19 protein-coding genes are annotated in these 22,691 nt (G+C 69.4%); 8 read left to right on the forward strand and 11 right to left on the reverse strand.

Annotated features, from left to right (window positions below):
- Positions 1-37 precede the first annotated feature (37 nt).
- The gene (pabB, locus tag ACGF7Y_RS30075) at positions 38-2,254 is read left to right on the forward strand and encodes an aminodeoxychorismate synthase component I (RefSeq protein WP_393239636.1); all 2,217 of its coding nucleotides are present in this window, start codon (positions 38-40) and stop codon (positions 2,252-2,254) included.
- A gap of 19 nt (positions 2,255-2,273) precedes the next feature.
- On the opposite strand, the gene ACGF7Y_RS30080 is transcribed toward pabB, so the two are convergent.
- The gene (locus ACGF7Y_RS30080; protein WP_393239639.1) at positions 2,274-2,774 is read right to left on the reverse strand and encodes a hypothetical protein; all 501 of its coding nucleotides are present in this window, start codon (positions 2,772-2,774) and stop codon (positions 2,274-2,276) included.
- An 85-nt stretch (positions 2,775-2,859) separates the two neighbouring features.
- Between ACGF7Y_RS30080 and ACGF7Y_RS30085 the strand changes: the two genes are divergently transcribed.
- The gene (locus ACGF7Y_RS30085) at positions 2,860-4,896 is read left to right on the forward strand and encodes a TerD family protein (protein WP_393239642.1); all 2,037 of its coding nucleotides are present in this window, start codon (positions 2,860-2,862) and stop codon (positions 4,894-4,896) included.
- A gap of 7 nt (positions 4,897-4,903) precedes the next feature.
- Here ACGF7Y_RS30085 and ACGF7Y_RS30090 read toward each other — a convergent pair whose 3' ends face one another.
- The 5 genes from ACGF7Y_RS30090 to ACGF7Y_RS30110 all read right to left on the reverse strand — a co-directional run bounded on the left by ACGF7Y_RS30090 (position 4,904) and on the right by ACGF7Y_RS30110 (position 10,536).
- Entirely contained in the window at positions 4,904-5,629 is a 726-nt protein-coding gene (locus ACGF7Y_RS30090) for a TetR/AcrR family transcriptional regulator (protein ID WP_357037744.1), read from the reverse strand.
- Between the two features lie 8 nt (positions 5,630-5,637).
- Positions 5,638-6,867, reverse strand: coding sequence for a cytochrome P450 (locus tag ACGF7Y_RS30095; RefSeq protein ID WP_357129020.1), 1,230 nt, complete (start codon positions 6,865-6,867; stop codon positions 5,638-5,640).
- Between the two features lie 177 nt (positions 6,868-7,044).
- Positions 7,045-8,451 carry a DUF1254 domain-containing protein gene (locus ACGF7Y_RS30100; protein WP_393239645.1) on the reverse strand — a complete coding sequence of 469 codons (1,407 nt, stop codon included), beginning with the start codon at positions 8,449-8,451 and terminating at the stop codon, positions 7,045-7,047.
- A 165-nt stretch (positions 8,452-8,616) separates the two neighbouring features.
- Positions 8,617-10,026, reverse strand: coding sequence for a DUF1254 domain-containing protein (locus ACGF7Y_RS30105; RefSeq protein ID WP_393239648.1), 1,410 nt, complete (start codon positions 10,024-10,026; stop codon positions 8,617-8,619).
- Positions 10,027-10,242: 216 nt separating this feature from the next.
- On the reverse strand, positions 10,243-10,536 hold the full coding sequence (locus ACGF7Y_RS30110) for a hypothetical protein (RefSeq protein ID WP_040865713.1): 294 nt from the start codon (positions 10,534-10,536) through the stop codon (positions 10,243-10,245).
- 294 nt (positions 10,537-10,830) lie between these two features.
- Here ACGF7Y_RS30110 and ACGF7Y_RS30115 point away from each other — a divergent pair, with 294 nt between their 5' ends.
- Positions 10,831-11,106 carry a hypothetical protein gene (locus ACGF7Y_RS30115; protein WP_040865712.1) on the forward strand — a complete coding sequence of 92 codons (276 nt, stop codon included), beginning with the start codon at positions 10,831-10,833 and terminating at the stop codon, positions 11,104-11,106.
- A gap of 110 nt (positions 11,107-11,216) precedes the next feature.
- Here ACGF7Y_RS30115 and ACGF7Y_RS30120 read toward each other — a convergent pair whose 3' ends face one another.
- The 3 genes from ACGF7Y_RS30120 to ACGF7Y_RS30130 form a co-directional block, all read right to left on the reverse strand.
- Positions 11,217-12,512: a VWA domain-containing protein gene (locus ACGF7Y_RS30120; protein ID WP_393239651.1), complete on the reverse strand. Its 1,296-nt coding sequence runs from the start codon at positions 12,510-12,512 to the stop codon at positions 11,217-11,219.
- A gap of 96 nt (positions 12,513-12,608) precedes the next feature.
- Positions 12,609-13,289: a hypothetical protein gene (locus ACGF7Y_RS30125; RefSeq protein WP_393239654.1), complete on the reverse strand. Its 681-nt coding sequence runs from the start codon at positions 13,287-13,289 to the stop codon at positions 12,609-12,611.
- A 345-nt stretch (positions 13,290-13,634) separates the two neighbouring features.
- The gene (locus ACGF7Y_RS30130; protein WP_393239657.1) at positions 13,635-15,101 is read right to left on the reverse strand and encodes an SDR family oxidoreductase; all 1,467 of its coding nucleotides are present in this window, start codon (positions 15,099-15,101) and stop codon (positions 13,635-13,637) included.
- A 128-nt stretch (positions 15,102-15,229) separates the two neighbouring features.
- On the opposite strand from ACGF7Y_RS30130, the gene ACGF7Y_RS30135 reads away from it, so the two are divergent.
- The 3 genes from ACGF7Y_RS30135 to ACGF7Y_RS30145 all read left to right on the forward strand — a co-directional run bounded on the left by ACGF7Y_RS30135 (position 15,230) and on the right by ACGF7Y_RS30145 (position 18,316).
- The gene (locus tag ACGF7Y_RS30135; RefSeq protein ID WP_393239660.1) at positions 15,230-16,372 is read left to right on the forward strand and encodes an AI-2E family transporter; all 1,143 of its coding nucleotides are present in this window, start codon (positions 15,230-15,232) and stop codon (positions 16,370-16,372) included.
- A gap of 84 nt (positions 16,373-16,456) precedes the next feature.
- Positions 16,457-16,972 carry an OsmC family protein gene (locus ACGF7Y_RS30140; protein ID WP_393239663.1) on the forward strand — a complete coding sequence of 172 codons (516 nt, stop codon included), beginning with the start codon at positions 16,457-16,459 and terminating at the stop codon, positions 16,970-16,972.
- A 48-nt stretch (positions 16,973-17,020) separates the two neighbouring features.
- A complete protein-coding gene (locus ACGF7Y_RS30145) occupies positions 17,021-18,316 on the forward strand; it encodes a bifunctional o-acetylhomoserine/o-acetylserine sulfhydrylase (RefSeq protein ID WP_393239666.1) in 1,296 nt (431 codons plus the stop codon).
- 99 nt (positions 18,317-18,415) lie between these two features.
- Here the strand turns inward: ACGF7Y_RS30145 and cutA are convergent, their stop codons facing one another.
- On the reverse strand, positions 18,416-18,748 hold the full coding sequence (gene cutA, locus ACGF7Y_RS30150; protein ID WP_393239669.1) for a divalent-cation tolerance protein CutA: 333 nt from the start codon (positions 18,746-18,748) through the stop codon (positions 18,416-18,418).
- Between the two features lie 345 nt (positions 18,749-19,093).
- Between cutA and ACGF7Y_RS30155 the strand changes: the two genes are divergently transcribed.
- Both ACGF7Y_RS30155 and ACGF7Y_RS30160 read left to right on the forward strand, forming a co-directional pair.
- Positions 19,094-19,912: a hypothetical protein gene (locus ACGF7Y_RS30155; protein WP_393239672.1), complete on the forward strand. Its 819-nt coding sequence runs from the start codon at positions 19,094-19,096 to the stop codon at positions 19,910-19,912.
- Positions 19,913-20,115: 203 nt separating this feature from the next.
- The gene (locus ACGF7Y_RS30160; RefSeq protein ID WP_040865702.1) at positions 20,116-20,289 is read left to right on the forward strand and encodes a CsbD family protein; all 174 of its coding nucleotides are present in this window, start codon (positions 20,116-20,118) and stop codon (positions 20,287-20,289) included.
- Positions 20,290-20,505: 216 nt separating this feature from the next.
- Here the strand turns inward: ACGF7Y_RS30160 and ACGF7Y_RS30165 are convergent, their stop codons facing one another.
- A complete protein-coding gene (locus tag ACGF7Y_RS30165; RefSeq protein ID WP_393239675.1) occupies positions 20,506-22,620 on the reverse strand; it encodes an MMPL family transporter in 2,115 nt (704 codons plus the stop codon).
- Positions 22,621-22,691: the final 71 nt, after the last annotated feature.

Here is a 22,691-nt window from a genome sequence, read left to right on the forward strand (position 1 = left end):
TTAGCTCCGACCGGTGCGGCGTAGGGTTTCCAGAACCATGCACACGCTGTTGATCGACAACTACGACTCGTTCACCTACAACCTGTACCAGCTGATCAGCGAGGTGAACGGCGTCGAGCCGACGGTCGTGCGCAACGACGAGGCGCGCACGGTCGCCGAACTCGATCTGGGCCGCTTCGACAACGTCGTGGTCTCGCCCGGACCGGGGCGGCCGGACGTGGCCCGCGACGTCGGAATCTCCGCGGCGGTGATCGGCGAGAGCGACCTGCCGTTGCTCGGGGTGTGCCTGGGCCACCAGGGCATCGTGGTCGCGGCGGGCGGCGTGGTCGCCGAGGCGCCCGCCGCCAGGCACGGGTATCTCGATCGCATCGAGCACGACGACCGCGACCTGTTCGCCGGGATTCCGCAGGGTTTCACCGCGGTGCGCTATCACTCCTTGTGCGCGCTGCGACCGCTGCCGGACGATCTGGAGGTCACCGCGCTGTCCGGTGACGGCGTCGTGATGGGTGTGCGGCACCGCGCGCGCCCGCAGTGGGGCGTGCAGTTCCATCCCGAATCGATCGCGAGCGAGTTCGGCGCGGCGCTGCTGCGTAACTTCGCGAAGCTCACCGCCGCGCATCGAAGCGGGCGTGCTTCCTTGGTGGGGAACCCGTCGGTCGCCCCGGCGCGTGATCGCGTAGCGGAGCCGGTCCCGGCACGACCCGCCCTTCCCGACGCGGCCTCACCCGTGCCGCTCGCGGCCGCGCAGTTCCCCGCCGCGGCCGTCGAACTCGATCGGGCGTCATCCGCTGGGCGCACCGGTCCGATCCGCTCCGTGCCGCGGACCTACCGGCTCCAGCGGGCCGTGCTCGAACGGCCGATCGATACCGAGCGCGCGTTCGTGCAGTTGTACGGCAACTCCCCGACGGCGTTCTGGCTGGACAGCGAGCATGTTGAGCCCGGAGCCGACCGGTTCTCCTTCCTGGGCGACGCGAGCGGTCCGCTGGCCGAGGTGCTGCGCTATCGCGTGGGCGACGGCGATGTGACCGTCGAGTCCTCCGACGGGCATCGGCGCACCGCGCCCGGCGGCATCCTCGATTTCCTGGCCGCCGAGCTGCGCACGCGCCGGCTCGAATTACCCGATCTGCCCTTCGATTTCGTCGGCGGCTACGTCGGTTATCTCGGTTACGAGGTGAAAGCCGACTGCGGCGGGAACGCGGTTCACCGCGCCCCGACCCCGGACGCTCAGTGGATCTTCGCCGACCGGATGGTGGTGGTCGACCACGTCGGCGGGCGCACGCACCTGCTGGCGCTGAGCGATGACGTGGAGACCGCCCGATCCGCCGCCGACTGGCTGCGCGACACCCGCGAAACCCTGAACACCCTCCCGACCTGGACGAATCCGCCGCCGCTCGAGGTGCCGCCGGACGATGACGCCGTCGAGCCGCTGCTCACCCGCGGCCGGGAGCGCTATCTCGCCGATATCGCGGTCTGCCAGGAGCGACTGCACGCCGGCGAGTCCTACGAGATCAACTTGACCGACAGCGCCACGATCCCCGCCTCCGCGGCCGACGGCCTCGATTTCTACCGCACGCTGCGCCGGTGCAACCCCGCCCCGTACGCCGCCTACCTGCGCTTCGACGACCTCGAAATCGCCTGCTCGTCGCCGGAGCGCTTCTTGAAGGTCGACCGGCGCCGCATCGTGGAGAGCAAGCCGATCAAGGGGACCGCGCCGCGCGGCGCGACACCCGAGCAGGACGAGCGCCTGCGCCGCGAGCTGGCCGACAGCCCGAAGACCAGGGCGGAGAATCTCATGATCGTCGATCTGCTGCGCAACGATCTGGGCCGGGTCTGCGAGATCGGCAGCGTGTATGTCCCGAAGCTGATGGCCACCGAGCAGTACGCGACCGTGCACCAACTGGTCTCGACGGTGCGCGGCAGGCTGCGCCCGGAGGTCGGCGTGGTCGATTGCCTGCGCGCCTGCTTTCCCGGCGGCTCGATGACCGGCGCGCCGAAGCTGCGCACCATGGAGATCATCGATGCGCTGGAAACCGAAGCGCGCGGCGTCTATTCGGGCACGATCGGTTTCCTCGGGCTCGGTGGCACCGCGGACCTCAACATCGTGATCCGCACCGCCGTGCGCTACGGCGGACGCTGGCGGATCGGAGCGGGCGGCGCCATCGTGCTCGACTCCGACCCGGCCGACGAGTACCACGAGGTTCTGCTCAAGGCGGCCGCCACGTTGCGCGCGGCCGCCGACCACGCGCGCCGCTGAACGCGAGCGTCCTTCTCGACTATTTGCGCCGCTTCGTCGGCTTTCGCCGGGCGGGCTGCTCGGCGGGTTGTTCTTCGGCCGCACTCAGACCGGCCAGCTTGCCGAGCAGGGCGATTCCGGGCAGTTTCGCCAGACGCCCGAACACGTCCTCACCCAGCGAGATCATCGCTTCCAGCCGGGGCAGCAGCCGGTCATAGGCCGCGAAGGCCGGATCGGCCAGGGCCAGGGTGCGGTCGAGCCGATCGATGGTGGAGTTGAGCCGCTCGATCGCGGTCGAGAGGTTCTCGATGAGGCCGGGCAGTTGCGCGGCCAGCTGCGCGGACGCGGGCGGCAGCCGCACCGCCGTGTCGAACGCCGAGGTCGCGGTGAGCTGGGCGGCTTCCAGCGCTTGGCCCGCGGCCGTCTGCGCCGCTTCGACCGCCGCCTGGGCGGCGGCGAGCACGTCGGCGGGGCCGGGCACGCGCCCGCTGGGCAACTTCGGGGTCGGCGGCTTACGACCCGGGCGTTTCGGGTTCGTCATGGGGAACACTGTGCCGCACGCCCCGCCGAAGGACCTCCCCTCGCGCGTTCGGCGTGTCGGAGGGGCGTGGCATAGTTCGAGCACAATGAAACTCAGCAAGGGCGCGAACGCAGCGGTACCGACATCCCTTCTAGCCGTGGTTGTTTCATGGCGATCGGAGCACGCGGTGGACGCGCACGCCTTGCTGCTGGACGCGAACGGCACGGTCCGCTCTGATCGAGACCTGGTGTTCTACAACGCGCCGCGGCACGTCTCCCAGGCGGTCACGCTCGATCAGGAACCCGCGCCGGGCACCGCGCGGCTGAGCGTCTCGCTGCCGCGCACCGAAGCGGACGTCGAGCGCATCGTCGTCTCCGGGTCGGTGGAGGGAAGCACCTTCGGCGACATCCAGGAGTTGTCCGTCGCCGTGCACTCGGTAGACGGGGTGGTCGCGGCGTTCGAGATCGATGACGCGGAGGCGGTCTCGGCGCTGATGTTCGGCGAGTTCTACCGTCGCGACGGGCAGTGGCGGTTCCGCGCGATCGGCCAGGGCTGGTCCAGCGGGCTGGCCGGGTTGGTCGGCGAGTTCGGCGTGCGGGTCGACGACCCGTCGGCGCCCGCCCGCACCACCCATCCCACCAACCCGTTCCGGGTGCACCGATCGGCCGCGGCGGCACCGGCTCGAGAACGACTTCAGGCCACCGCCGACTCCGGCCTCGGCTCGGCCGAACGGGCCGATCGCCACGACTTCGCCCAGCCCCGGCACGTCCCGCACGGGTCGTTCTCCTCCGGCCAGTCGCGCAGGAACGGCGAACCCGCCGCGGCCGAGCGAACGAACGCGTCGAACGCGTCGAACGCAGCCGCCGAACACGCTCCGACGCAACGCGTCCGCGAGCACGACCACCAGGCCGAGAACCCATCCGGGCGATCCGAAGGGTCCGAAGCGCCACGCCGCGGCACACCCGCATGGCCACGCACCGAAGTGCTCGGCCGCGCGGACACCGCTCCCCTCCCGCACACTCCCCGTCCGGTCGATCTCAACCGCTACACCCCCGAAAGCGCACCTCCCCCTCCGCCCCCGGACCCCGAACGCGCGGACTGGCACCCGGATCCGGAGAACCCGCAGCGCATGCGCTGGTGGGACGGCGCAGGATGGACCGAGGACCGGTATCTGCCCCCTCCGCGCGGCGACCGCCACTGCGCTCGCTGCGCAAGCCCGCTGCGCCGCAAGTTCTTCGGCGGGTTCGCCCCGTGCCAGAGGTGTGCCGAGGAGATCGAGGAATACCTCGTCCATTGGCACACCCGGGCCTGGCGGGTGCTCACCGGCCACGGTCCGCGTGGTCCCGAGTGGGCGGCGCTGTGGGCGTCGTTGCGTTATCAGCGGATCGACGCCGAAGCCGGACGCGCGGCGTTGCGCGACGCGGCGCTCAGCTATGTGGAGCGGCTGGTCACCTTCGCCTTCGCCGACGGCGAGGTCAGGGACGCGGAGCTGGAACTGTTCGAGCAGGCGGTCACCGAACTCGGCCTCGGCGGACCGCTGATCGATGATCTGCGCAGACGGATGCATCGCGGCAACACCCTCTATCGGTTGCGCACGGGCGACCTGCCGGTGGTCCGCACGCCCGGACTGCACTTGGACCCCGAGGAGAAGGTGCACCTCGACCTGCCCGCGACGCACGTCCGACAGCTCGCGCGCGGCCCGAAGCTCACCGAGGGCAGGCTGATCGGCAGCAACAAGAAGCTGCGTTTCGTCGGCGCCGACACCGGTATCGAGATGCCTTGGTCACGGGTGGTTTCCGTGCACGCGGAGCAAGGCGCGGTGGTGATCGCGGCCACCTCGGCGCGCGGCGGCGCGACGTTCGCCGTCGACGATCCGGACTACGTCTCGGCCGCGCTGGAAGGCGCGCTGCGCGTGGCCAAACGTCTCGTCCTCACTCCGGGCCAGCGTGATACCCGCAGCATCTCGCAGGAAGTGAAGGCGCAGGTGTGGCAGCGCGACGGCGGCCGGTGCGTCGAATGCGGCGACGGGCACTACCTGGAGTTCGACCACATCATTCCGCTCAGCCGCGGTGGCGCGACCAGCGCGGCGAACCTCCAGATCCTGTGCCGCGCGTGCAACCGGGCCAAGGGCGCCCGCATCTAGCCCGGTCTCACTCGGTGAGCAACCCCGCCGTGCGGCCCAGATCGGCGAGCATCGCGTCGAACAGGATCTCCGGATTGTCCAGCGGGATCGGGTAGTTACCGAAGACCTCGAGTGTGACGTGCCCGTAGAGCCGCGCCCAGATCTGGATCATCAGATACGTCACCCCGAGATCCAGTTTCTCGGCGGGGAATTTCTGGCTCGACTCCGACAGCGCGGCCAGCAGTTCGGTCTGGAAGTGCACCAGGTCCTCGCGCAGTTCCGGCGGAATGACGTCGGTGGACGGCGTGACGATGTCGTAGGTGGCCAGCAGCCTGCCCGCCGTGGCCAGGAAGACCCGGCCGAAGGGCTCGTCGAAGCGGCGCAGCGCGCGGGCCTGCCCGGCGCCGGGCGAGGCGAACACCAGGGTGAACTCCCTGGTGTGCGTCAGCGCCCAGCGCCGGAAGCCACGGCAGATGGCGAAGAACTGCACGGCGCCGTCGTCGGGCAGCGTGGCGATCTCGGCGGTCAGTTCCGCCGCCAGGTCGGCGCAGAAGTCAAGCCGCAGTCGCTCCAGCAGGTCTTCCAGCGAGTTGTAGTACCGGTACAGCGCGGGCGCGGTGACACCGAGTTCGCGCGCGATGGCGCGCAGGGTGACCGCATCGGGCCCGCGTTCGACCAACAGCGCGCTGGCCACCCGCCGGATGTCGGTGTCGGTCACCACCGGCGCGCGACCGCGTGGTTTGGACTGTTGCACCGATCGATTCAAGCGTATTCGACTTCCCAGCGCTTGATTCCGTTCAGCCAGCCCGACCGCAGCCGCACCGGCTCGGCGACCTGCCGCAGGTTGGGCATCACGTCGGCGATGGCGTTGAACATCAGATCGATCTGCAGCCTGGCCAGGTTCGCGCCGACGCAGTAGTGGGTGCCGGTGCCACCGAAACCCACGTGCGGGTTGGGATCGCGCAGCACGTCGAAGGTGAACGGATCCGCGAAGGCTTCCTCGTCGAAATTGGCCGAGCTGTAGAACAATCCGAGCCGCTGCCCTTTCTTGATCTCCTGGCCGCCGAGCACGGTGTCCTGGGTCGCGGTGCGCTGGAACGCGGTGACCGGCGTGGCCCACCGGACGATCTCGTCGGGCGCGGTGCGCGGGCGCTGCTGCCGGTAGATCTCCCACTGCTCGGGGTGGTCCACGAACGCTTTCATGCCGTGGGTGATCGAATTGCGCGTGGTCTCGTTGCCCGCGACCGACAGCAGGATGACGAAGAACGCGAACTCGTCCGAGCCGAGGTGCTCGCCGTCGATGTCGGCGTTGACCAGCTGGGTGACGATGTCCTCGGCCGGGCAGGCGCGCCGCTGCTCGGCCATGTTCCAGGCGTAGCCCATCACCTCGGCGGTGGCGGCGTGGTGATCGCCATCGAACTCGGGGTCGTCGTAGGAGATCATCTGGTTGGACCAGTCGAAGATCTTCTTCCGGTCCTCCTGCGGGATGCCGAGCAGCTCGGCGATGGCCTGCAACGGCAGTTCGCAGGCGACCTGTTCGACGAAGTCGCCGCTGCCGGACTTCTTCGCCTCGTGCACGATCCGCGCGGCGCGTTCGGTCAGCGCGGCGCGCAGGCTCTCCACCGCGCGCGGGGTGAAGCCCTTGGAGATGATGCGGCGGGTCTTGGTGTGCTTGGGCGGATCGAGATTGAGCAGCAGCATGTCGCCGAGCATGTCGATCTGCTCGCGCGTGGTCTCCTCGTTGAACCGGATGATGGCGGTGTTCTCGTGCGAGGAGAACACCTCGGGATTCTTCGAGATCTCCTTGATGTGCGCGAGCTTGGAGACGACCCAGTAGCCACCGTCGTCGAACCCGCTGGCCCGATCGGGCTGCGCACACCACCACACGGGGGCGGTGCGGCGCAGTTCGGCGAACTCTCCGATGGGCAGGCGGGTGGCCAGCAGGTCGGGGTCGGTGAAGTCGAATCCCGTCGGGATCGAGGGCGTGGTCACGGTCACGGCTAACTCCTACGGCGGTCTGGGCGCAGACCTGACAACGATGCAGGGGACACGGTCAAGGAGATGCAACCACAGAACCAGGCTTCGTGAACAGTGTTTAGTAAAACCTGTTTACTTTTTTCGGCGCATCCCTCGGCCCCGCCTCCCCGGGGTGACACGCAGACCGGCTCGTCAGAGCATGATCAGCGGCGGTGGCTGCCAACGCCGCTGCAAGACGGCCGCTTTCGGTGCGAACAACGCCAGTGTCAGCGAGAACGGGTCCGATTCCGGGATGGGCAGCCAGTTGCCCCCGGGGACGCCGGAACCCGGATCATCGTGCTGGAGCGTGAGGTCGAGGGAGCCGTCCGGGTTGAGCACGACGGGCACATGGTGACCGATCGAGTAGATCTCGGCCGGATTGGACACCAGGTAATCGGCGGCATCGTAGACGGCCAGCGACCAGAACGCGTCCACCGGCGGCAGCTCGCCCGAGGCGAAGTGCAGCCGGAAAGGACCGGAGCCGGCGGGGACCGCCGTGAAGAGGTAATGCGCGTCCTCGGGCAGCGGGATGCCGAGCGCGCCGAACGCGGTGACCGCTCGCAGCAGATAGTCGGTGCCGTACCGGCCCGCCCCGAGGTCGGAGACCCAGCCGTTGTCGTTGACCGTATTCGCTCCCAGCGTCACCGGGAGCTGCTGCTTCACGGTGTCGGCCGCGGCGGTCAGTTCACCTTCGGAGATGCCTTCGACCGCGCCGCCGGGCCGGATGCCGATCGCCGCGAAACGGCGCATGGCGGGCTCGTCCACGGGAGCGGGCGGATCGACCGCGAGCACCGCGCACATCCGATCGAAGAAATCGCGCGCGTCCATCCCCATGACCTGATCGACCGGGCGTCGCATCTCCGATTGCCCACTGGGCGGCGCGCTCGCGGGCGGCTCGGCGCCCGCCGTCCACGCACTCAACGGAACCAGCCGCAACCTCTCCTGCACCGAGCGCACGACCGAGAGGTCCTTCTCGCCGTCGACCTGGATACGCACGATCAGCCACACCGTCGGCGTGGGCATCGGCAAGGGCATGAGACCTTCTGGCAGGGCACCCGACCAGCCCGGGCCGGTCACCACGTAGGTGAACGGCGCCGACGCCGACCGGGCCTGCGGCCGGACACTGCTCGGGTTGTGCACGTTGTTCGTCCAGGCGTCCAGCACCTGCGCCAGCCAGAACCGGCCCCCTTCCATCGGGGGGACGCTCAGCACCATCGGCTCGTTCGTCACGTCGAGCCACGCGGTCGAGTGCAGCGTGTCCGGGTCCGGGCGCGCCACGTTCCGTTGTGCGTGGGTCGGCAACGAGGTCGCGTGCTCGAACCGGTTGACGGGCGTGGACGCCTCCGCCGCCATCCGGGCGACATCCATCAGCACCAGCGGAAAGCCGAACACATAGGCGTCCTTGGCGATCGCTCCGGCCGCACTGGTCACCGTCGGATGGGCCGAGTCGTCCTCGTCCGATCCGCCGCACGACGCCACGCCGAGCGCGGCCACCGACGCCGCCATCCCCAGCACGGTGCGCCGCGACAGCGCGGATTCACGGTAGGTCCGGTCGTCCATGATCCTGTTCCGTCTCCGATCCGATCGGTCGCCGAGCCGGGTCCGTTCCGGAGTATAACCGCCTCCGGCGGGAAAATAGCTGGTCAGCGCCCTGAGCGGTCCTCGGGCCGCAGCGCGCCGAGCATCGGCGAGCGGCCGGGAACGTGCGGAGGGGCGGAGTGCGGGTCAGAGCACCGGCACCAACGGCGGCGGCCGCCAACGGCCGTGGATGGCCTCCTGCTTCGGCGCGTACATCCGCAGGGTCAGCGAGAATTGACCGGCTTCGGGGATGGGCAGCCAGTTCCCGGCGGGAACAGAAGGGCCGGGATCGGTGTACTGCAACGCGATGTCGGTGGACCCATCGGGGTTGAGCATCACCGGCTCCGGATGGCCCACCGCGTAGATCTCCGCGGGGTTGGGCACCAGGTAGCTGTCGGCGTCGTAGGCGGTCAGCGACCAGAAGTTGTCGACGGGCGGTAGCTGCCCCGGTGCGAAGTGCAGCCGGAATCGGCCCGTGCCGCCATCGCCGGTGCCGGTCGAGGCGAACAGCGTCGGATAGAAGGCGTTCTCCGCCGGAGTCGCGCCGAGAGCCACCCTCGCGATGGCGGCGCGGAGCAGGTAGTTGGTGCCGTACCGGCCGACGTCGGGGTCGATGAGCCAGCCGTTCTCGTTGACCGTCCGCGCGCCCAGATAGACCGGGATCTGCTGCTGAGCGGTGTCCACCGCCGCGGCGAGCTCCGCGTCCGAGAGGCCTTCGACCGCGCCGCCGGGCCGGATGCCGATCGTCTCGAACCGCCGCATGGCGGGGTCGTCCGCCCGCGCGGGCGGATCGACCGCCATCAACGCGCACATCCGATCGAAGAACACCTTCGGGTCCATCTCGTCGACCCACTCCGGCGGTGGCTGCGCGATCCCCTCCCTGGGTGGCGCGGCGGGCGGCTCGGTGCCCGCCACCCACGCGCTCAACGGAGCCAGCCGCAACCGCCGCTGCAGGGAGCGCACAGCGGGCAGATCGCTCTCGCCGTCGACCTGGATCCGGACGATCAGCCACACCGTCGGCGTCGGCATCGGCAACGGGGTCAGCCCGGCAGGCAGGTCCCCCGACCAGCCCGGGCCGGTCACCGCGTAGGTGTACGGCGGCAACACCGATCGCGCCTGCGGACGGCGACCGCTGGGGTTGTGCACGTTGTTCGTCCAGGCGTCCAGCACCTGCGCCAACCAGAACCGGCCCCGGTCCATCGCGGGCACGCTCAGCACCATCGGCTCCTTCGCCAGATCGAGCCACGCGGTCGACCGCAAGGTGTCCCGGTCCAGCCGCACCACCTCGCGCTGCGCCGGGGTGGGCAACGACGACGTGTGCTCGAACCGGTTGACGGGCGTGGACGCCTCCGCCGCCATCCGGGTGACGTCCATCAGCACCAGCGGGTACCCGAATTCGTAGGCGTCCTTGGCGATCGTGGCGGCGTCCCTGGGGACAGGATTCCTGTGCTCGGCCTCGCCACATGCCGCCAATCCGAACGCGGCCACCGATGTCGCCGCGATGCCAAGCGCCGTGCGCCGCGACACCGTGAGCTCGCCCTCGGTCCAGTCGTCCATGATCCTGCTCCGCCTCCGATCCTATCGGGCACCGCGAGATCCGCACCGGAGTATAACCGCCCTCCGCAGCGAAAATCGCAGGTCAGCGGGGCAATCGCAGGAGGGGGAGCCGAGTTCGGCGGAGTCCCCGGCGAGTGCCGCGGGCGGCGATCCCTCGCGGCACGCTCGTCGTCACCGACGAAGGCGCGCCGCCAGGATCGCCGCGAACGCCTGCGGTCAGAACTCCAGAACGGTGTTCATGATGGTGCCCGCGCTCGTGGCGACCACCCCGCCGAGCATCGCCCCCGCGATCATCTTCGGCGATTGCAATCCGCCGCCGCTCCACTTCTCCCAGGCGAATCTGCCGCCCGCGTAGATGATGCTGACGATGCCGGACGCGAGCGCGAACCAGGTCAGATACCGCACGAACTGTAAGAGCTTGTCCGCCAAGGGCGGAGCCTCCGGGGTCGGATTGCCGATCTGCGCCAACGTCGTGAACGAATCGCCGACCGACGCCAGAATGATGCTCACCGTCTACTCCCTCTACGCTCGAATGCAACCCTGCGTCGACCAGTCGCTATGCGAAAACTGTTCGACCACCGATGAATTCGGCCACGCCCAGGATACGGGCATGTGGCCCGCCGCGGTGTGCGCACGGTGCGGATCCTCCGCGGCCGGACACGAGTTCGGCTACCCGGGTGAGGGCAGGGGAAACACGAACTTCCCTGCGCTGCACCGACCTGACTGCATCGGGGCGAGCGAACGGATACGATCTTCTCAGCGATTCACTTGCCCCTGTCCCGAATCCAGAATGAGCGAACGACGATGATCATGGCCGCCGCTTTCGACACCTTGGCGCAGATCGGCAATCCCACCCCAGAAGCGCCGCCGATCTCCGACAAGTTCCTCCAACTGGTCCGCTACCTGACGTGGTTCGTACTCCTGTCGGGCATCTGCGGCATCATCTACGCCGGTGGGCGCTTCGCCTGGGAGAAGTGGACCGGCGGCGGGCTCGAGTCGCCGAAGATGGTGGCGGGAGCCATGATCGGCGGGGTGATCGCCACCAGCGCCGGCACCATCATGAACGCTGTCATCGGCTGAGCCGCGGCGGAGCGATCACCGCCTGCCATAGCTTCTCGCTATGACAGGCGGGGGATGCTCCGTGGGCAGGGCAGCTGCGGGCTCGTTGCGGCGATGACGCCCACGCGCGTTCAGCGCAGGATGTTCGCGTTTCGCGCGGCGCGCAGCCAGTCCGGGAACTCGCCGAGCAAGCGGGCGTACAGCTGCGCGTCGTCGACCTGATCGATGTCGTCGAGTGCGAAGAACCCCGCGTTGTCGACCGCCCGGTCGGACAATTCGTCCAGGGTGCGCAGCAGACCGTAGTTGGCGCGCCCGAGGCCGACGAACTGCCAGAACGCGGGCAGCCGCGACGCCTCCCGCATGAGCGCGGCGATCTCGCGCTTCTTGGCGAAGCCCCCGTCGGTGAAGAACAGCACGAGCGTGGGGCGACCGCCGGGGCGCAACGAGTCGATGATGTCGCGCATGATCGGCAGCTCCTCGTTGCGGGCGCCGAGCGCGTCGTAGTCGATGCCGCCGTGGGTGCCGGTGAGGTGCAGATAGGTTCGTGCCCACTCCTCACCGTGCTCGACCGTGATGTCGGGCAGCTTGGCGAAGGAGCGGGCGTAGAGATACGCCTCCAGAGTGCCGTCGTCGTCGAGCTGGGTGGCCACCGGAATCATCCGCTGCACGACGCGATGCACCACCTGGTCGCGATACTGCCGGTTCATGCTGCCGGTCTTGTCGACGACCAGAACGACGCGCGCGCGGATGCCGAAAGCGTTCCTGTCGATGAGGACTTTCGCGACCTCCCGCTTACGCAGGTCCAGCTTCGCCCGCTTCTCGAAGGAGAGCTGCGCCTCGCCGGGGACGGTGAACACGTCCGTCGCCGGGGTGGACCCGGCCGCCGGGCCCGGCTCGGCTCGATTCGCGGACGAGGCCTCCACCGCCGGGGCGTCGTCCACGCTCACGCCGTGATCGGTGACCAGCGCGGCGAATCCGCCCGCGTAACCTTGCCCGACCGCTCGCACCTTCCATCCGCCCTGGCGGCGATACAGTTCGAGCGCGATCACCACGGATTCGCTGCCCAAGCCCTCGATGCGGTACTCGTAGAGCACGTTTCCCGCCGCGTCGGCGACCGTGGCGACCGGAGGCGCGACCCCGCCGAAGGTCTGCGCCGGATCGTCGAGAGTGAGCACCGCGCGTACTTGCGCGATGTCCACAGGCAGGTCGCTCAGCGAAACCGACAGCGCGCCGGGCGTTCCCTGCCCCAGCGACACGCCCGGTGCGCTCGGCTGATTGAAGAACACGAAATCCGCGTCCGAGCGCACCCGTCCCGCTTCGGTCACCAGCAGCGCCGACACATCGACCGCGGCCTCGGTGCGCACCGCCACCTGCACGCGCGCCACATCCAATGCCCCGTTCTGACCTTTGACCAATGCCGCGCCCACCGAGACTCCCAGCCGTCGTCACTCCGAAATCGCCACCGGGATCAGCGTAAGTCCACCACCGGGAGGATGCGGAGTGTTCGCCGCGCCGAGACCGGCTCATGCTCCGACGAACTCGCGATCGCCGTAGCGCACCCTGGCGAAATCCCAGCCCCCGCCGATTCGCTCGACGAACTGGCGGGTTCGCTCCAGATCGGCGAGATCGGCGACCAGGATCAGCGTGCCGTCATCGGTGACCGAACCGCCGATCAGTCGCTCGCGTACCTGCGGGTCCGCGACCAGGCCGTCGTGGAAACGCCGCACGTCGACCCCGGCGACGTCCACCGTGAACGCGTCGACCCCGGCCGCGCCCGCGGCGCGGTGTTCGAACGTCAGCACCGACTCCTGCCCGAACCGCACCCGCACCTCATCGGCGATCCGGCGCAGATCGCCGCCCACCGCGCAGGCCAGATGGAACGCCCGGGAGCGCTCGTAGGTCGCCAGCTGCCGCTCCTGCGACCAGAACACGCCGCTGACCAGCGTCGACCCCACCGGAAGCGCGACATTGCGCAGCGTGATCGCCCCGACCTCGAATGCGAAGTCCGTCAACCCATCCCGCAGAAGCGGATCCGCCGGATCGGTGATGGTCCCGGTGTTGCCGGTCGCGAACAGCTCGGCGGTGGGGCGCAACGGGTCGCCCGGCACGCACGCGCCGGGCGCGGCATGGACGGCTCCCACCGCCCCCGCCGACACGATCGCCGACACCGCCACAACCACCGCAGCAACCCGTGACCTGATCATCCGCTTCTCCTGGCTCGACACCGCCGACGGCCCATCCCCTCCACCTGGACCTATTCCAGCAGAGCGCGCACACCGCCGTCATCGAATACCGCGGACCGGTGTTTCTCAGCAGAGAACTGCCGGCACCATCGCCGGAATCTCCATGGCGGGCACCGGTATTCCAGCTCGTCTCGGCCGCCGCCGGGCTCTACCGCATCGTGGGGCTCCTACAGCGGGTGCCTCCGCACCAGCGACCTGCAAGGCCAACGCACTCCTGGGGTTACTGGCAGCGACCTGCACACTCCTGGCCGGTGATCGCCGCGGCGCTGGCGATCGAGGACTCCCCCGCTCCCGGTTAGCGGGTCATCACGTCCGGGACGATTCCGCGGCGCCGGTGATGTTGCGCGCCATCCCGCCGAAGATGACCGCGTGGAACGGCGCGATGGATTTCCAGTACAGGTGCCCGGCCAACCCGTGCGGTTCGAACAACGCGCACTGGTGATAGGTGGCGCCCGGGCCGTCCGGTTCAACCGTGAGCTCGAGCCATGCGCGGCCCGGCACCCGCATCTCGGCGCGCAAACGCAGCATCCGTGGTCGCTCCAGCCGCTCCACCCGCCACCAATCCAGCGCCTCCCCCTCGTGCAACCGGTGCGGGTCGCGGCGGCCACGGCCCAGACCGACGCCGCCGGCCAGCCGGTCTATCCATCCGCGCAGCGACCAGGCCAGCGGGAACGAATACCAGCCGTGTTCGCCCCCGATCGCCTCGATCACCCGCCACAGCGTCGCCGGGTCGGCGTCGGTGTGCCGTTCGCGCACATCCCGGTAGAGCGAACCGCCCGACCACTCCGGGTCGGTGGGCAGTGGATCCGACGGTGCGCCCGGCGAACGGGCGTCCGACCACCTGGTCGGCACGTCCAGATCGCGAATCTTCTGCAACGCCAGCGTCACCGCCCGCCGATAGCCGGTCGGCCCTTCCGGCGGGTCGGGGATGAGGTCGGCGATAGCGTGGTCGTGACAGACCACGTCGTTGATCAGCGATTCCATCAACGGCACGGCGATCGCGCGGGGCACCGGGGTCACCAGATTCACCCACTGCGCGGACAACCACGGCGTCAGCACCGGCACCGGCACGATCAGCCGTCGCGGCAGCTGAGCCACTTCGGCGTAGCCGCGCATCATCTCCATATAGGTCAGCACGTCCGGACCGCCGATGTCGAACGCGCCGCCGGCGCCTTCGGGCAGCGCTGCCGCCTCGGTCAGGTAGTACAGCACGTCGCGCACCGCGATCGGCTGGATCCGGTTGCGCACCCAGCGCGGGGTGACCATCATCGGCAGACGCTCGGTCAGGTAGCGCAGCATCTCGAAACTGGCCGAGCCGGAACCGATGATCACCGCGGCCCGCAGCACCAAGGCTGGCACCGAGCCCGCCCGCAGGATCTCGCCGACCTCGGCGCGGGAGGCCAGGTGCCGCGACAACCGCTGCGCCTCCGGGACGATGCCGCCCAGGTAGACGATCCTGGTCAGCCCGGCGTCCGCCGCCTCGGCCGCGACCAGCGTGGCGGCCTCCCGGTCCACGGTGGCGAAGTCGGCCCGGGTCAGCGAGTGGATCAGGTAGTACAGCACGTCCTGGCTGTCCAGTGCGGCGCGCACGTCGGCGGCGGAGGTCGCGTCACCGGCCACCACCTCGACCCGATCACGCCAGGGCGCGTCGGCGAGCTTGCCCGGTGTGCGAGCCAGCACCCGTACCGTGTGCCCGGCGCGCAGCAGCTCCGGCACCAGGCGGCCGCCGATGTAGCCGGTCGCACCGAACACCACACACCGCACGGCAACCACCCTTCCGATGACCTGCTCAGGTGATGACCCCGGGCTGCCGGGTCAAACAGCGCGTTCCTGAGCCGTGTGGCGCGGGCGGGCCGCCGCGAGCCCTGATCGATCGGGTCCGCACGTGCCAGACTGGGCCGGTGAGCGAACGTAGCAAAAGCCACGGACCGGACAAGCCCGCACCGCGGGATCGCGGCGACGTCATCGGTGCGGGCCTGGTGTGGCTGGCCAAGTGGGCGCTGTGCATCGTCGCCATCGCGGCGGGCGCGTGGGTGCTCGGATTCCTGGTCGCCCGGCTGTGGGTGGTGATCCTGCCGGTGGCGCTGGCGATCGTCGTCGCCACCGTGCTGTGGCCGCCCGTGCGCTGGCTCACCGCACGGGGCCTGCCACCCGCGGCGGCCGCCTCGATCGCGGTGCTCGGTTTCATCGGGGTGCTGGCCGGCATCATCGCGCTGATCGTGCCGTCGGTCGTGGATCAGGCGCCGGAACTGGCCGACAAGTCGAGCGCGGGCGTCGAGCAGGTGCGTGACTGGCTGCAAGGCCCGCCACTGAGAATCCGGGACGAGCAACTGGATTCGGCGGTGGACGCGATCGTCTCCCGGCTGCAGTCGAGTTCGGCTCAGATCGCGAGCGGTGTGTTCAGCGGCGTGACCACCGCGACGTCGGTGCTGGTCACCCTGTTCCTGGTGCTGGTGCTGGTGTTCTTCTTCGTCAAGGACGGACCGCGTTTCCTGCCCTGGTTGCACGGCGTCTCCGGCAGCCGCGGTGGCAAGCACCTGGAGGAGGTGCTCGGCCGGATCTGGGTGGTGCTCGGCGGGTTCATCCGCACGCAGGCGCTGGTCAGCCTGGTCGACGCGGTGTGTATCGGCGCCGGGCTGGTCATCCTCGGAGTGCCGCTGGCACTGGTCCTCGCGGTGATCACCTTCCTCGGCGGATTCGTCCCGATGGTCGGCGCGTTCGTCGCGGGTGCGCTGGCGGTGCTGGTCGCGTTGGTGGGCAACGGATTCGTGACCGCGCTGATCGTGCTCGGCATCGTCATCGCCGTGCAGCAGCTGGAAGGCAACGTGCTGCAACCGGTGCTGCAAAGCCGCAGCATGCAGCTGCACGCGGTCATCGTGCTGCTGGCGGTCACCGCGGGCGGCTCGCTGTACGGGATCGTCGGCGCGTTCCTGGCCGTCCCCGTGGTCGCGATGGCCGCGGTCGTCCTGCGGTACGTCGGCGAGCAGATCGACGCGGCAACCGCGCCGCCGGAGCCGGAGCCGGAGAGCGAGACCGCGGACTGACCGCGTCGCGGGAAACGCCATCGTTGCATTCAGTCCGAATGTAACTCTCGCCGTCGCCCGCCGCGGTTCCTAGCGTCACTGGACATGACAACTGATGTGAGCACCCCGCTCAACGACATCGCCGACGCGACGGCCAGGGCCGTCGCGGACGACGCGGCGAACGCGCTGGTGGTGTTCCGTGCCTCCGGAACCACGGAGGGGACGGTGGGCAGTGCGATCACCCTCGGCAAGTACACCGTGCGCGTGGACGAACCGCCCGCGCTCGGCGGCGCGGACACCGCGCCCAATCCGGTCGAGGTGTATCTGGCGGCGCTCATCTCGTGCCAAGTGGTGACCTATCGGTTCTGGGCGCAGCGCCTCGGCATCACGATCGATGATTTGTCGGTGAGCGCCGAAGGCGATCTCGACGTACGCGGATTCTTCGGCTTGGATGACAACGTCCGCGCCGGTTTCCAAGCGGTGCGGGTGACCGTTCGCATCAGTGGACCCGACACCGAGCAGCGCTATGCCGAACTCCGGCAGGCCGTCGACGCGCACTGCCCCGTACTGGATCTCACCACCGGGCGCACCCCGGTCGACACCACCCTGATCACCGATTAGCCGCCGCCCCACCCCGATCGATCACCCACCAGAAGGAGGACCTCCCCGATGACCGAACCCGACCTGTCCCAGAACTGGAGCTTCGAGACGAAGCAGATCCACGTCGGACAGATTCCGGACGGCACGACCAACGCCCGCGCGCTGCCGATCTACCAGACCACCTCCTACACCTTCCGCGACACCGCGCACGCGGCGGCGCTGTTCGGTCTGGCCGAGCCCGGCAACATCTACACCCGGATCATGAACCCCACCCAGGACGCGGTGGAGCAGCGCATCGCCGCACTGGAAGGCGGCGTCGCCGCACTGCTGCTGGCCTCCGGGCAGGCCGCGGAGACCTTCGCGATCCTCAACATCGCCGGAGCGGGCGACCACATCGTCTCCAGTCCCCGGCTCTACGGCGGCACCTACAACCTCTTCCACTACTCGCTGCCCAAGCTCGGCATCGAAGTCTCCTTCGTCGACGATCCCGACGACCTCGAGCAGTGGAAGGCCGCCATTCGCCCGAACACCAAGGCGCTCTACGGCGAAACGATCTCCAACCCGCAAAATCACATCCTCGACATCCCGGGCATCGCGGGCGTCGCCCACGACAACGGCGTCCCGCTGATCGTGGACAACACCGTCGCCACGCCGTACCTGATCCAGCCGCTGGCCCACGGCGCCGACATCGTCGTGCACTCGGCCACCAAGTACCTCGGCGGACACGGCGCGGCCATCGCGGGCGTGATCGTGGACGGCGGCAAGTTCGACTGGACCGGTGGCCGGTTCCCCGGCTTCACCGAACCCGACCCGAGCTACCACGGTGTCGTGTACGCCGAGCTCGGCGCGCCCGCCTACGCCCTCAAGGCGCGCGTGCAACTGCTGCGCGACCTCGGCGCGGCGGTCTCGCCGTTCAACGCGTTCCTGATCAGCCAGGGCTTGGAGACACTGAGCCTGCGGATCGAACGGCACGTGCAGAACGCCCAGGCGGTGGCCGAATTCCTCACCGGCCGTTCGGAAGTCACCTCGGTGTCCTACGCGGGCCTGCCGTCCTCCCCGTGGTACGAGCGCGGCCGCGCCCTCGCACCCAAGGGCACCGGCGCGGTGATCGGCTTCGAACTCGCCGGCGGCGTGGACGCGGGCAAGCGATTCGTCGAGGCACTGCGGCTGCACAGTCACGTCGCCAACATCGGTGACGTGCGCTCGCTGGTGATCCACCCCGCCTCCACCACCCACTCACAGCTGACGCCGGAAGAGCAGCTGAACGCGGGCGTCACGCCGGGCCTGGTCCGCCTCGCCGTCGGCATCGAGGGAATCGACGACATCCTCGCCGACCTGCGCGCCGGATTCGCCGCAGCCTCCTGACGCGGTGCGCCCCGGGGTGATCGGCCCCGGGGCGTCGGATGACCTCTGGTCAAGCCGCGAGCGGCCAGCTGTGAGAGCGGGCCGTCGCCGCGCGGGTTCCTACTCCGGCGCGTTTGCAGAGCGGTCCACCCACTCCGCGTACTCATCGGGGCACCATGCGATGGGCTGGCCGGTCAGCTCCGGGTTGTCCCAAGGGTGCAGTTCCTTGATCCTGGCGGCGAGCTTGTCCCGGGTGGTGTCGGAGGTTCGCAGCTCGACGCGCCACTCCTGGCCTTCACCGGATTCGCCGAGGTGCCAGAACACCGACTTGATCGGGCCGGTGATGAACGCACCCGCCGCCAGCTTCTCCGTTACCGCGGCGCGAGCGATGGATTGGGCAGCGTCTTCGGTGGGGGTAGTGGTCGTTACGGTCCACACACTCGGAGTTGCCATTCCGACAGATTATGGGACAGCACGCGTCACGGCCCGGCGATCAGTGGTGGTCGACCCGGGGCACTCTGCTCGGCCGCGATGCGGACCGGAAGCCGTGCAGCGGGACGGAAACCCGTTTCCCCGCCGGTTTTCCTGAACTCCGTCAGCAATTGGGCCGCAATCGCGAACGTCATCGGTTGCCGTACGAGCCACCGATATTCGATACCCGCCGCACGGATTCGATTGGCACGTGCAGCGGTTCCCCGCTATCGGAAAAGAAATCCGAATTTCGCGCATCCGTAGGGCTTTCTGAATCGAACTAGAAAGGTAGGTATATGTCCTCTTCAGAATGAGGTGGGTAAGTCCATGGGCATAGCAGTACCCGAAACTCCAGCACACCCCTTCTTACGCCGCGCCGCCACTCTGGTCGTCGCGGGCGCCATCCCGTTGTCCGTGGTCGGCGCGGCGACCGCCACCGCTGATCCACTGCTGCCGGAGATCTCCGTCCAGCTCCCGTTCGCTCCGGCGCCCGCCGTCGGCGTCGTCACCCCGGCGGCGGATCCCGCGGACCCCGGAACCCTTCCCGCCGAGGCTGTTCCACCCGCGCCTCCGGTTTCGGCAGGCCGCAACGACCTGAGCGTCAACCGGCCGATGCCGGATCCCAACGTGCTCGCACCCATCGAACCGCAGCGGCTGCACCTGCCCAACCCCGCCGCTCCGGCTCCCGCGGTCGCGCCGATCGAGGCGCCTCCCGGGACACTGCGCGTCGGTTCGGTGGTGATCGGCCGGCCGGACTTCCTGACTCCCGAGCAGGGCAAGATGTTCAACGACGCGATCGCGGGCCCGGAAGCGAGCATCGCGCAAACCCTGGATTCGGCAGGCTTCGAGCCGTCGCGCTCCGATCGCATGGCCGCCGATCTCATCGGTTCCACCGCCATGGGCGCCTCGGTGGGCAGCATGGTGGCTTCGCCGGTCGCCTCGATCGGCGCGGTCATCGGCGCCGTCTGCGGCGCCATCGCGGGCCTGCCGATGTTCCCGACCGGGACGGTAGCCGTCATGGCCTTCGGCGCCGCCATCGGGTACGGGTTCGTCGCGTCCCCGGCCATCGCCGTCGGCGCGGCTGTCGGCGCGGGTGTCGGTGTGCTTCAAGGGCTTCTCACGCCGCCTACGGTTCCGGCCTCGTAAATTCGCTTTTCCGGCGGCTCCGGCACCGCAACGCACCGCGCGGACTCGCCGATTTCCACTGCGCACGTTTTCGCGAAGACCCGGTTTCGACCGGGTCTTCTGCTTCGCGAGGAATTCCGGATGTTTGGCCGTGCTCTATCGGGCTACTGCGCAAAAGACCGGTTGAAGATGGTCGGCCGGTCTCTTCACAAGGAGGTTGTGACATGAGCACAGTCGACAAGGCGAAGAACAAAGCCGATAAAGTCGCTGGTCAGGCCAAAGAGAAGGTCGGCGAGGCGACGGGCGACCGGGGGAAGCGCGACGAAGGCCGCACCGACAAGGTCAAGTCCGACCTGAAGGACGCCGGCGAAAAGGTCAAGGACGCCTTCAAGCACTGACCGCTGCTGAACAGCGCCGCGGATGTAGTCCGTCCGCAGCGCGGCGCATGGCAGGTGCGAAGGCGGAGGTACGCCTCCCCGAGCGGATGACCGCACATGCGGTCATCCGCTTTTCTTCGGCCGCCTCCCGCGCTCCACCCCGGGCGAGGCGGCCGCCTGACGAGTTCACCTCGATCCGGGGACCTGCTCGACGCCACCCTGGCGCGCCCGCTGCGGCTACTTGTTCAGCGACTTCGGCTGGTCAGCGGCCCGCTGAGCAGCGCCGGAGGTCGCGCCGTCCTCCTCGACGAGCCGCAGTTCGCTCGGCCACCAGAGCTTGCGCCCGATCAGGGCGAACAGCGCCGGGATCACCACCGTGCGCACGACGAAGGTGTCGAGCAGGATGCCGAGGCCCACCACGATGCCGACCTGGGTGAGCGTGATCAGCGGGAGGACGCCGAGCACGCAGAACACCGCGGCCAGCACGATGCCCGCACTGGTGATCACCGCGCCGGTCACCGACACCGCCCGCACCATGCCGCTCGTGGTGCCGTGCCGCGGCGTCTCCTCGCGCGCCCTGGTGACCAGGAAGATCGTGTAGTCGACGCCGAGGGCGACCAGGAACAGGAACGCGAACAGCGGCACGCTGATATCCAGCGCCGGGAATCCGAACACGTGCTCGCTCATCCAGCTGCCCAGCCCGAGCGCGGCCAGCGCGCTCAGCACGGTGACCGCGACCAGCAGCAGCGCGGCGGGCACCGCGTGCAGCAGCGCGAGCAGCACCACGAGCACGACGACGAGGATGAGCGGGATGACCACCTCGCGGTCCCGGCTCGCGGCGGTCTGCACGTCCAGCGCCTGGGCGTCGGTGCCGCCGACCAGCGCGTCGGCTCCGGGCACCCGCGCGACCGACGCGCGCAGCGCCTCGATCGTGTCGAAGGCGCGCGCGGAAGACGGAGGCGCGTCGATCACCACCGACCACCGGGTCAGTCCGGTCGGCGAGGTCCCCGTCTGCGAGGTCAGCACCACGCCATCGGTGCGGCGCAACGCCTCATCGATCCCCGCCGCCGCCTCGCTGCGAGCGAGGACGATCGCGGGATCGGAAGCCCCGGAGGGGAAATGCCGCGCGAGGGCGTCGAATCCCTCCACCGACTCCGCGCGGACCCGGAACTGCTCGGTCTGCGAGAGTCCCACCTGCGTCGACAGCAATCCGGTCGCGCAGACCGCGAGCACCACGATCGCACTGCCCGCGACCAGCGCGGGCCTGCGCACCACCCGCGCGGCGATCGCGTGCCAGACGCCTTCCTCCGCCGTGTCGCGGTCGTCTGCCTGCGGCACGAAGGGCCAGAACACCTTGCGCCCGCACAACGCGAGCACGGCGGGCAGCGCGAGCAGGACGAACACCACCGCCACCAGCAATCCGAGCGCGGCCATCACACCGAGACTGCGTGTGCTCGGCACCGAGGCGAGCAGCAGCACGAGCAGCGCGGCGACCACCGTCACGTTGCTGGCCAGGACCGCGGGCCCGGCGCGCCGCACCGCCTGCCGCAGCGCCGCGCGGTGGTCGGATTCGTGGTGCAGTTCGTCGCGATAGCGCGATACCAGCAACAGCGCGTAGTTGGTGCCGGCGCCGAACACCAGCACGCTCGTCACACCGGAGGTCGAGCCGTCGAAGGTCAGGTCGGTCAGGCGCGCCAGCGCGGTTCCCGCGCCGGTGGCCACCCGGTCGGCCGCACCGACCACCGCGAGCGGCACCAGCCACAGCACGGGTGAGCGATACGTCGCGATCAGCAGCACCGCGACGACCACCGCGGTCACCGCCAGCAGCGTGACGTTGGCGCCGGAGAACGAGTCGGCGATGTCGGCGCCGAAGGCCGGACCACCGGTGACCTGGAGAACGAGCCCGTCGGGCAAGCCGTCCCGCGCGGCGGAACGGATCTCGTCGATGCGGTCGGTCAGCGCGAATCCGTTCAGGTCGGCGTTCACCGGAACCTGCCCGATCGCCGCCTTCCGGTCCGGCGCGGCGAGTAGGTCGCCCGGACCGGGCGGGCGTCCCGACGCGCGGGAAACCGCCGCGGCGGTGGCGTTGCGGTCGTCGTCGGTCAGTTCGCCGTCGTCGGCACGGGTGACGACGACGATGGCGGCGGCCGTCCCGGCGTCCGGGAACTCCTCCAGCGCCTGTTCGACGTGCGCCGCTTCCGCCGAGGACGGTAGCGCGGTCGGGGCCTGCCCGGCGGACTCGTTCTCACCCACCGCACCGATCAGGCCTACCGAGGCGGCGGCGAGCACCACCAGCAGCACCCACGAGGTCCGGGCGGTCACCACCGACGCATAGCGATCCCAAGCGCTCACCCCGCAACTCTCTCAGAAACTGAAATATTAAGCAATCGAGACACCGACTGAACTACGCTGACCCCCGTGTG

This window comes from Nocardia sp. NPDC047654, from assembly GCF_043205035.1.
Lineage (GTDB): Bacteria > Actinomycetota > Actinomycetes > Mycobacteriales > Mycobacteriaceae > Nocardia.

What these genes read in the sequence shown, in the direction of transcription:
- pabB (WP_393239636.1), top strand. Translation starts at nt 38, where the DNA reads ATGCACACGCTGTTGATCGACAACTACGACTCGTTCACCTACAACCTG.
- cutA (WP_393239669.1), bottom strand. Translation starts at nt 18,748, where the DNA reads ATGGCAACTCCGAGTGTGTGGACCGTAACGACCACTACCCCCACCGAA.
- ACGF7Y_RS30105 (WP_393239648.1), bottom strand. Translation starts at nt 10,026, where the DNA reads ATGGACGACTGGACCGAGGGCGAGCTCACGGTGTCGCGGCGCACGGCG.
- ACGF7Y_RS30145 (WP_393239666.1), top strand. Translation starts at nt 17,021, where the DNA reads ATGACCGAACCCGACCTGTCCCAGAACTGGAGCTTCGAGACGAAGCAG.
- ACGF7Y_RS30155 (WP_393239672.1), top strand. Translation starts at nt 19,094, where the DNA reads ATGGGCATAGCAGTACCCGAAACTCCAGCACACCCCTTCTTACGCCGC.
- ACGF7Y_RS30115 (WP_040865712.1), top strand. Translation starts at nt 10,831, where the DNA reads ATGATCATGGCCGCCGCTTTCGACACCTTGGCGCAGATCGGCAATCCC.
- ACGF7Y_RS30140 (WP_393239663.1), top strand. Translation starts at nt 16,457, where the DNA reads ATGACAACTGATGTGAGCACCCCGCTCAACGACATCGCCGACGCGACG.
- ACGF7Y_RS30080 (WP_393239639.1), bottom strand. Translation starts at nt 2,774, where the DNA reads ATGACGAACCCGAAACGCCCGGGTCGTAAGCCGCCGACCCCGAAGTTG.
- ACGF7Y_RS30160 (WP_040865702.1), top strand. Translation starts at nt 20,116, where the DNA reads ATGAGCACAGTCGACAAGGCGAAGAACAAAGCCGATAAAGTCGCTGGT.
- ACGF7Y_RS30085 (WP_393239642.1), top strand. Translation starts at nt 2,860, where the DNA reads ATGAAACTCAGCAAGGGCGCGAACGCAGCGGTACCGACATCCCTTCTA.
- ACGF7Y_RS30100 (WP_393239645.1), bottom strand. Translation starts at nt 8,451, where the DNA reads ATGGACGACCGGACCTACCGTGAATCCGCGCTGTCGCGGCGCACCGTG.
- ACGF7Y_RS30125 (WP_393239654.1), bottom strand. Translation starts at nt 13,289, where the DNA reads ATGATCAGGTCACGGGTTGCTGCGGTGGTTGTGGCGGTGTCGGCGATC.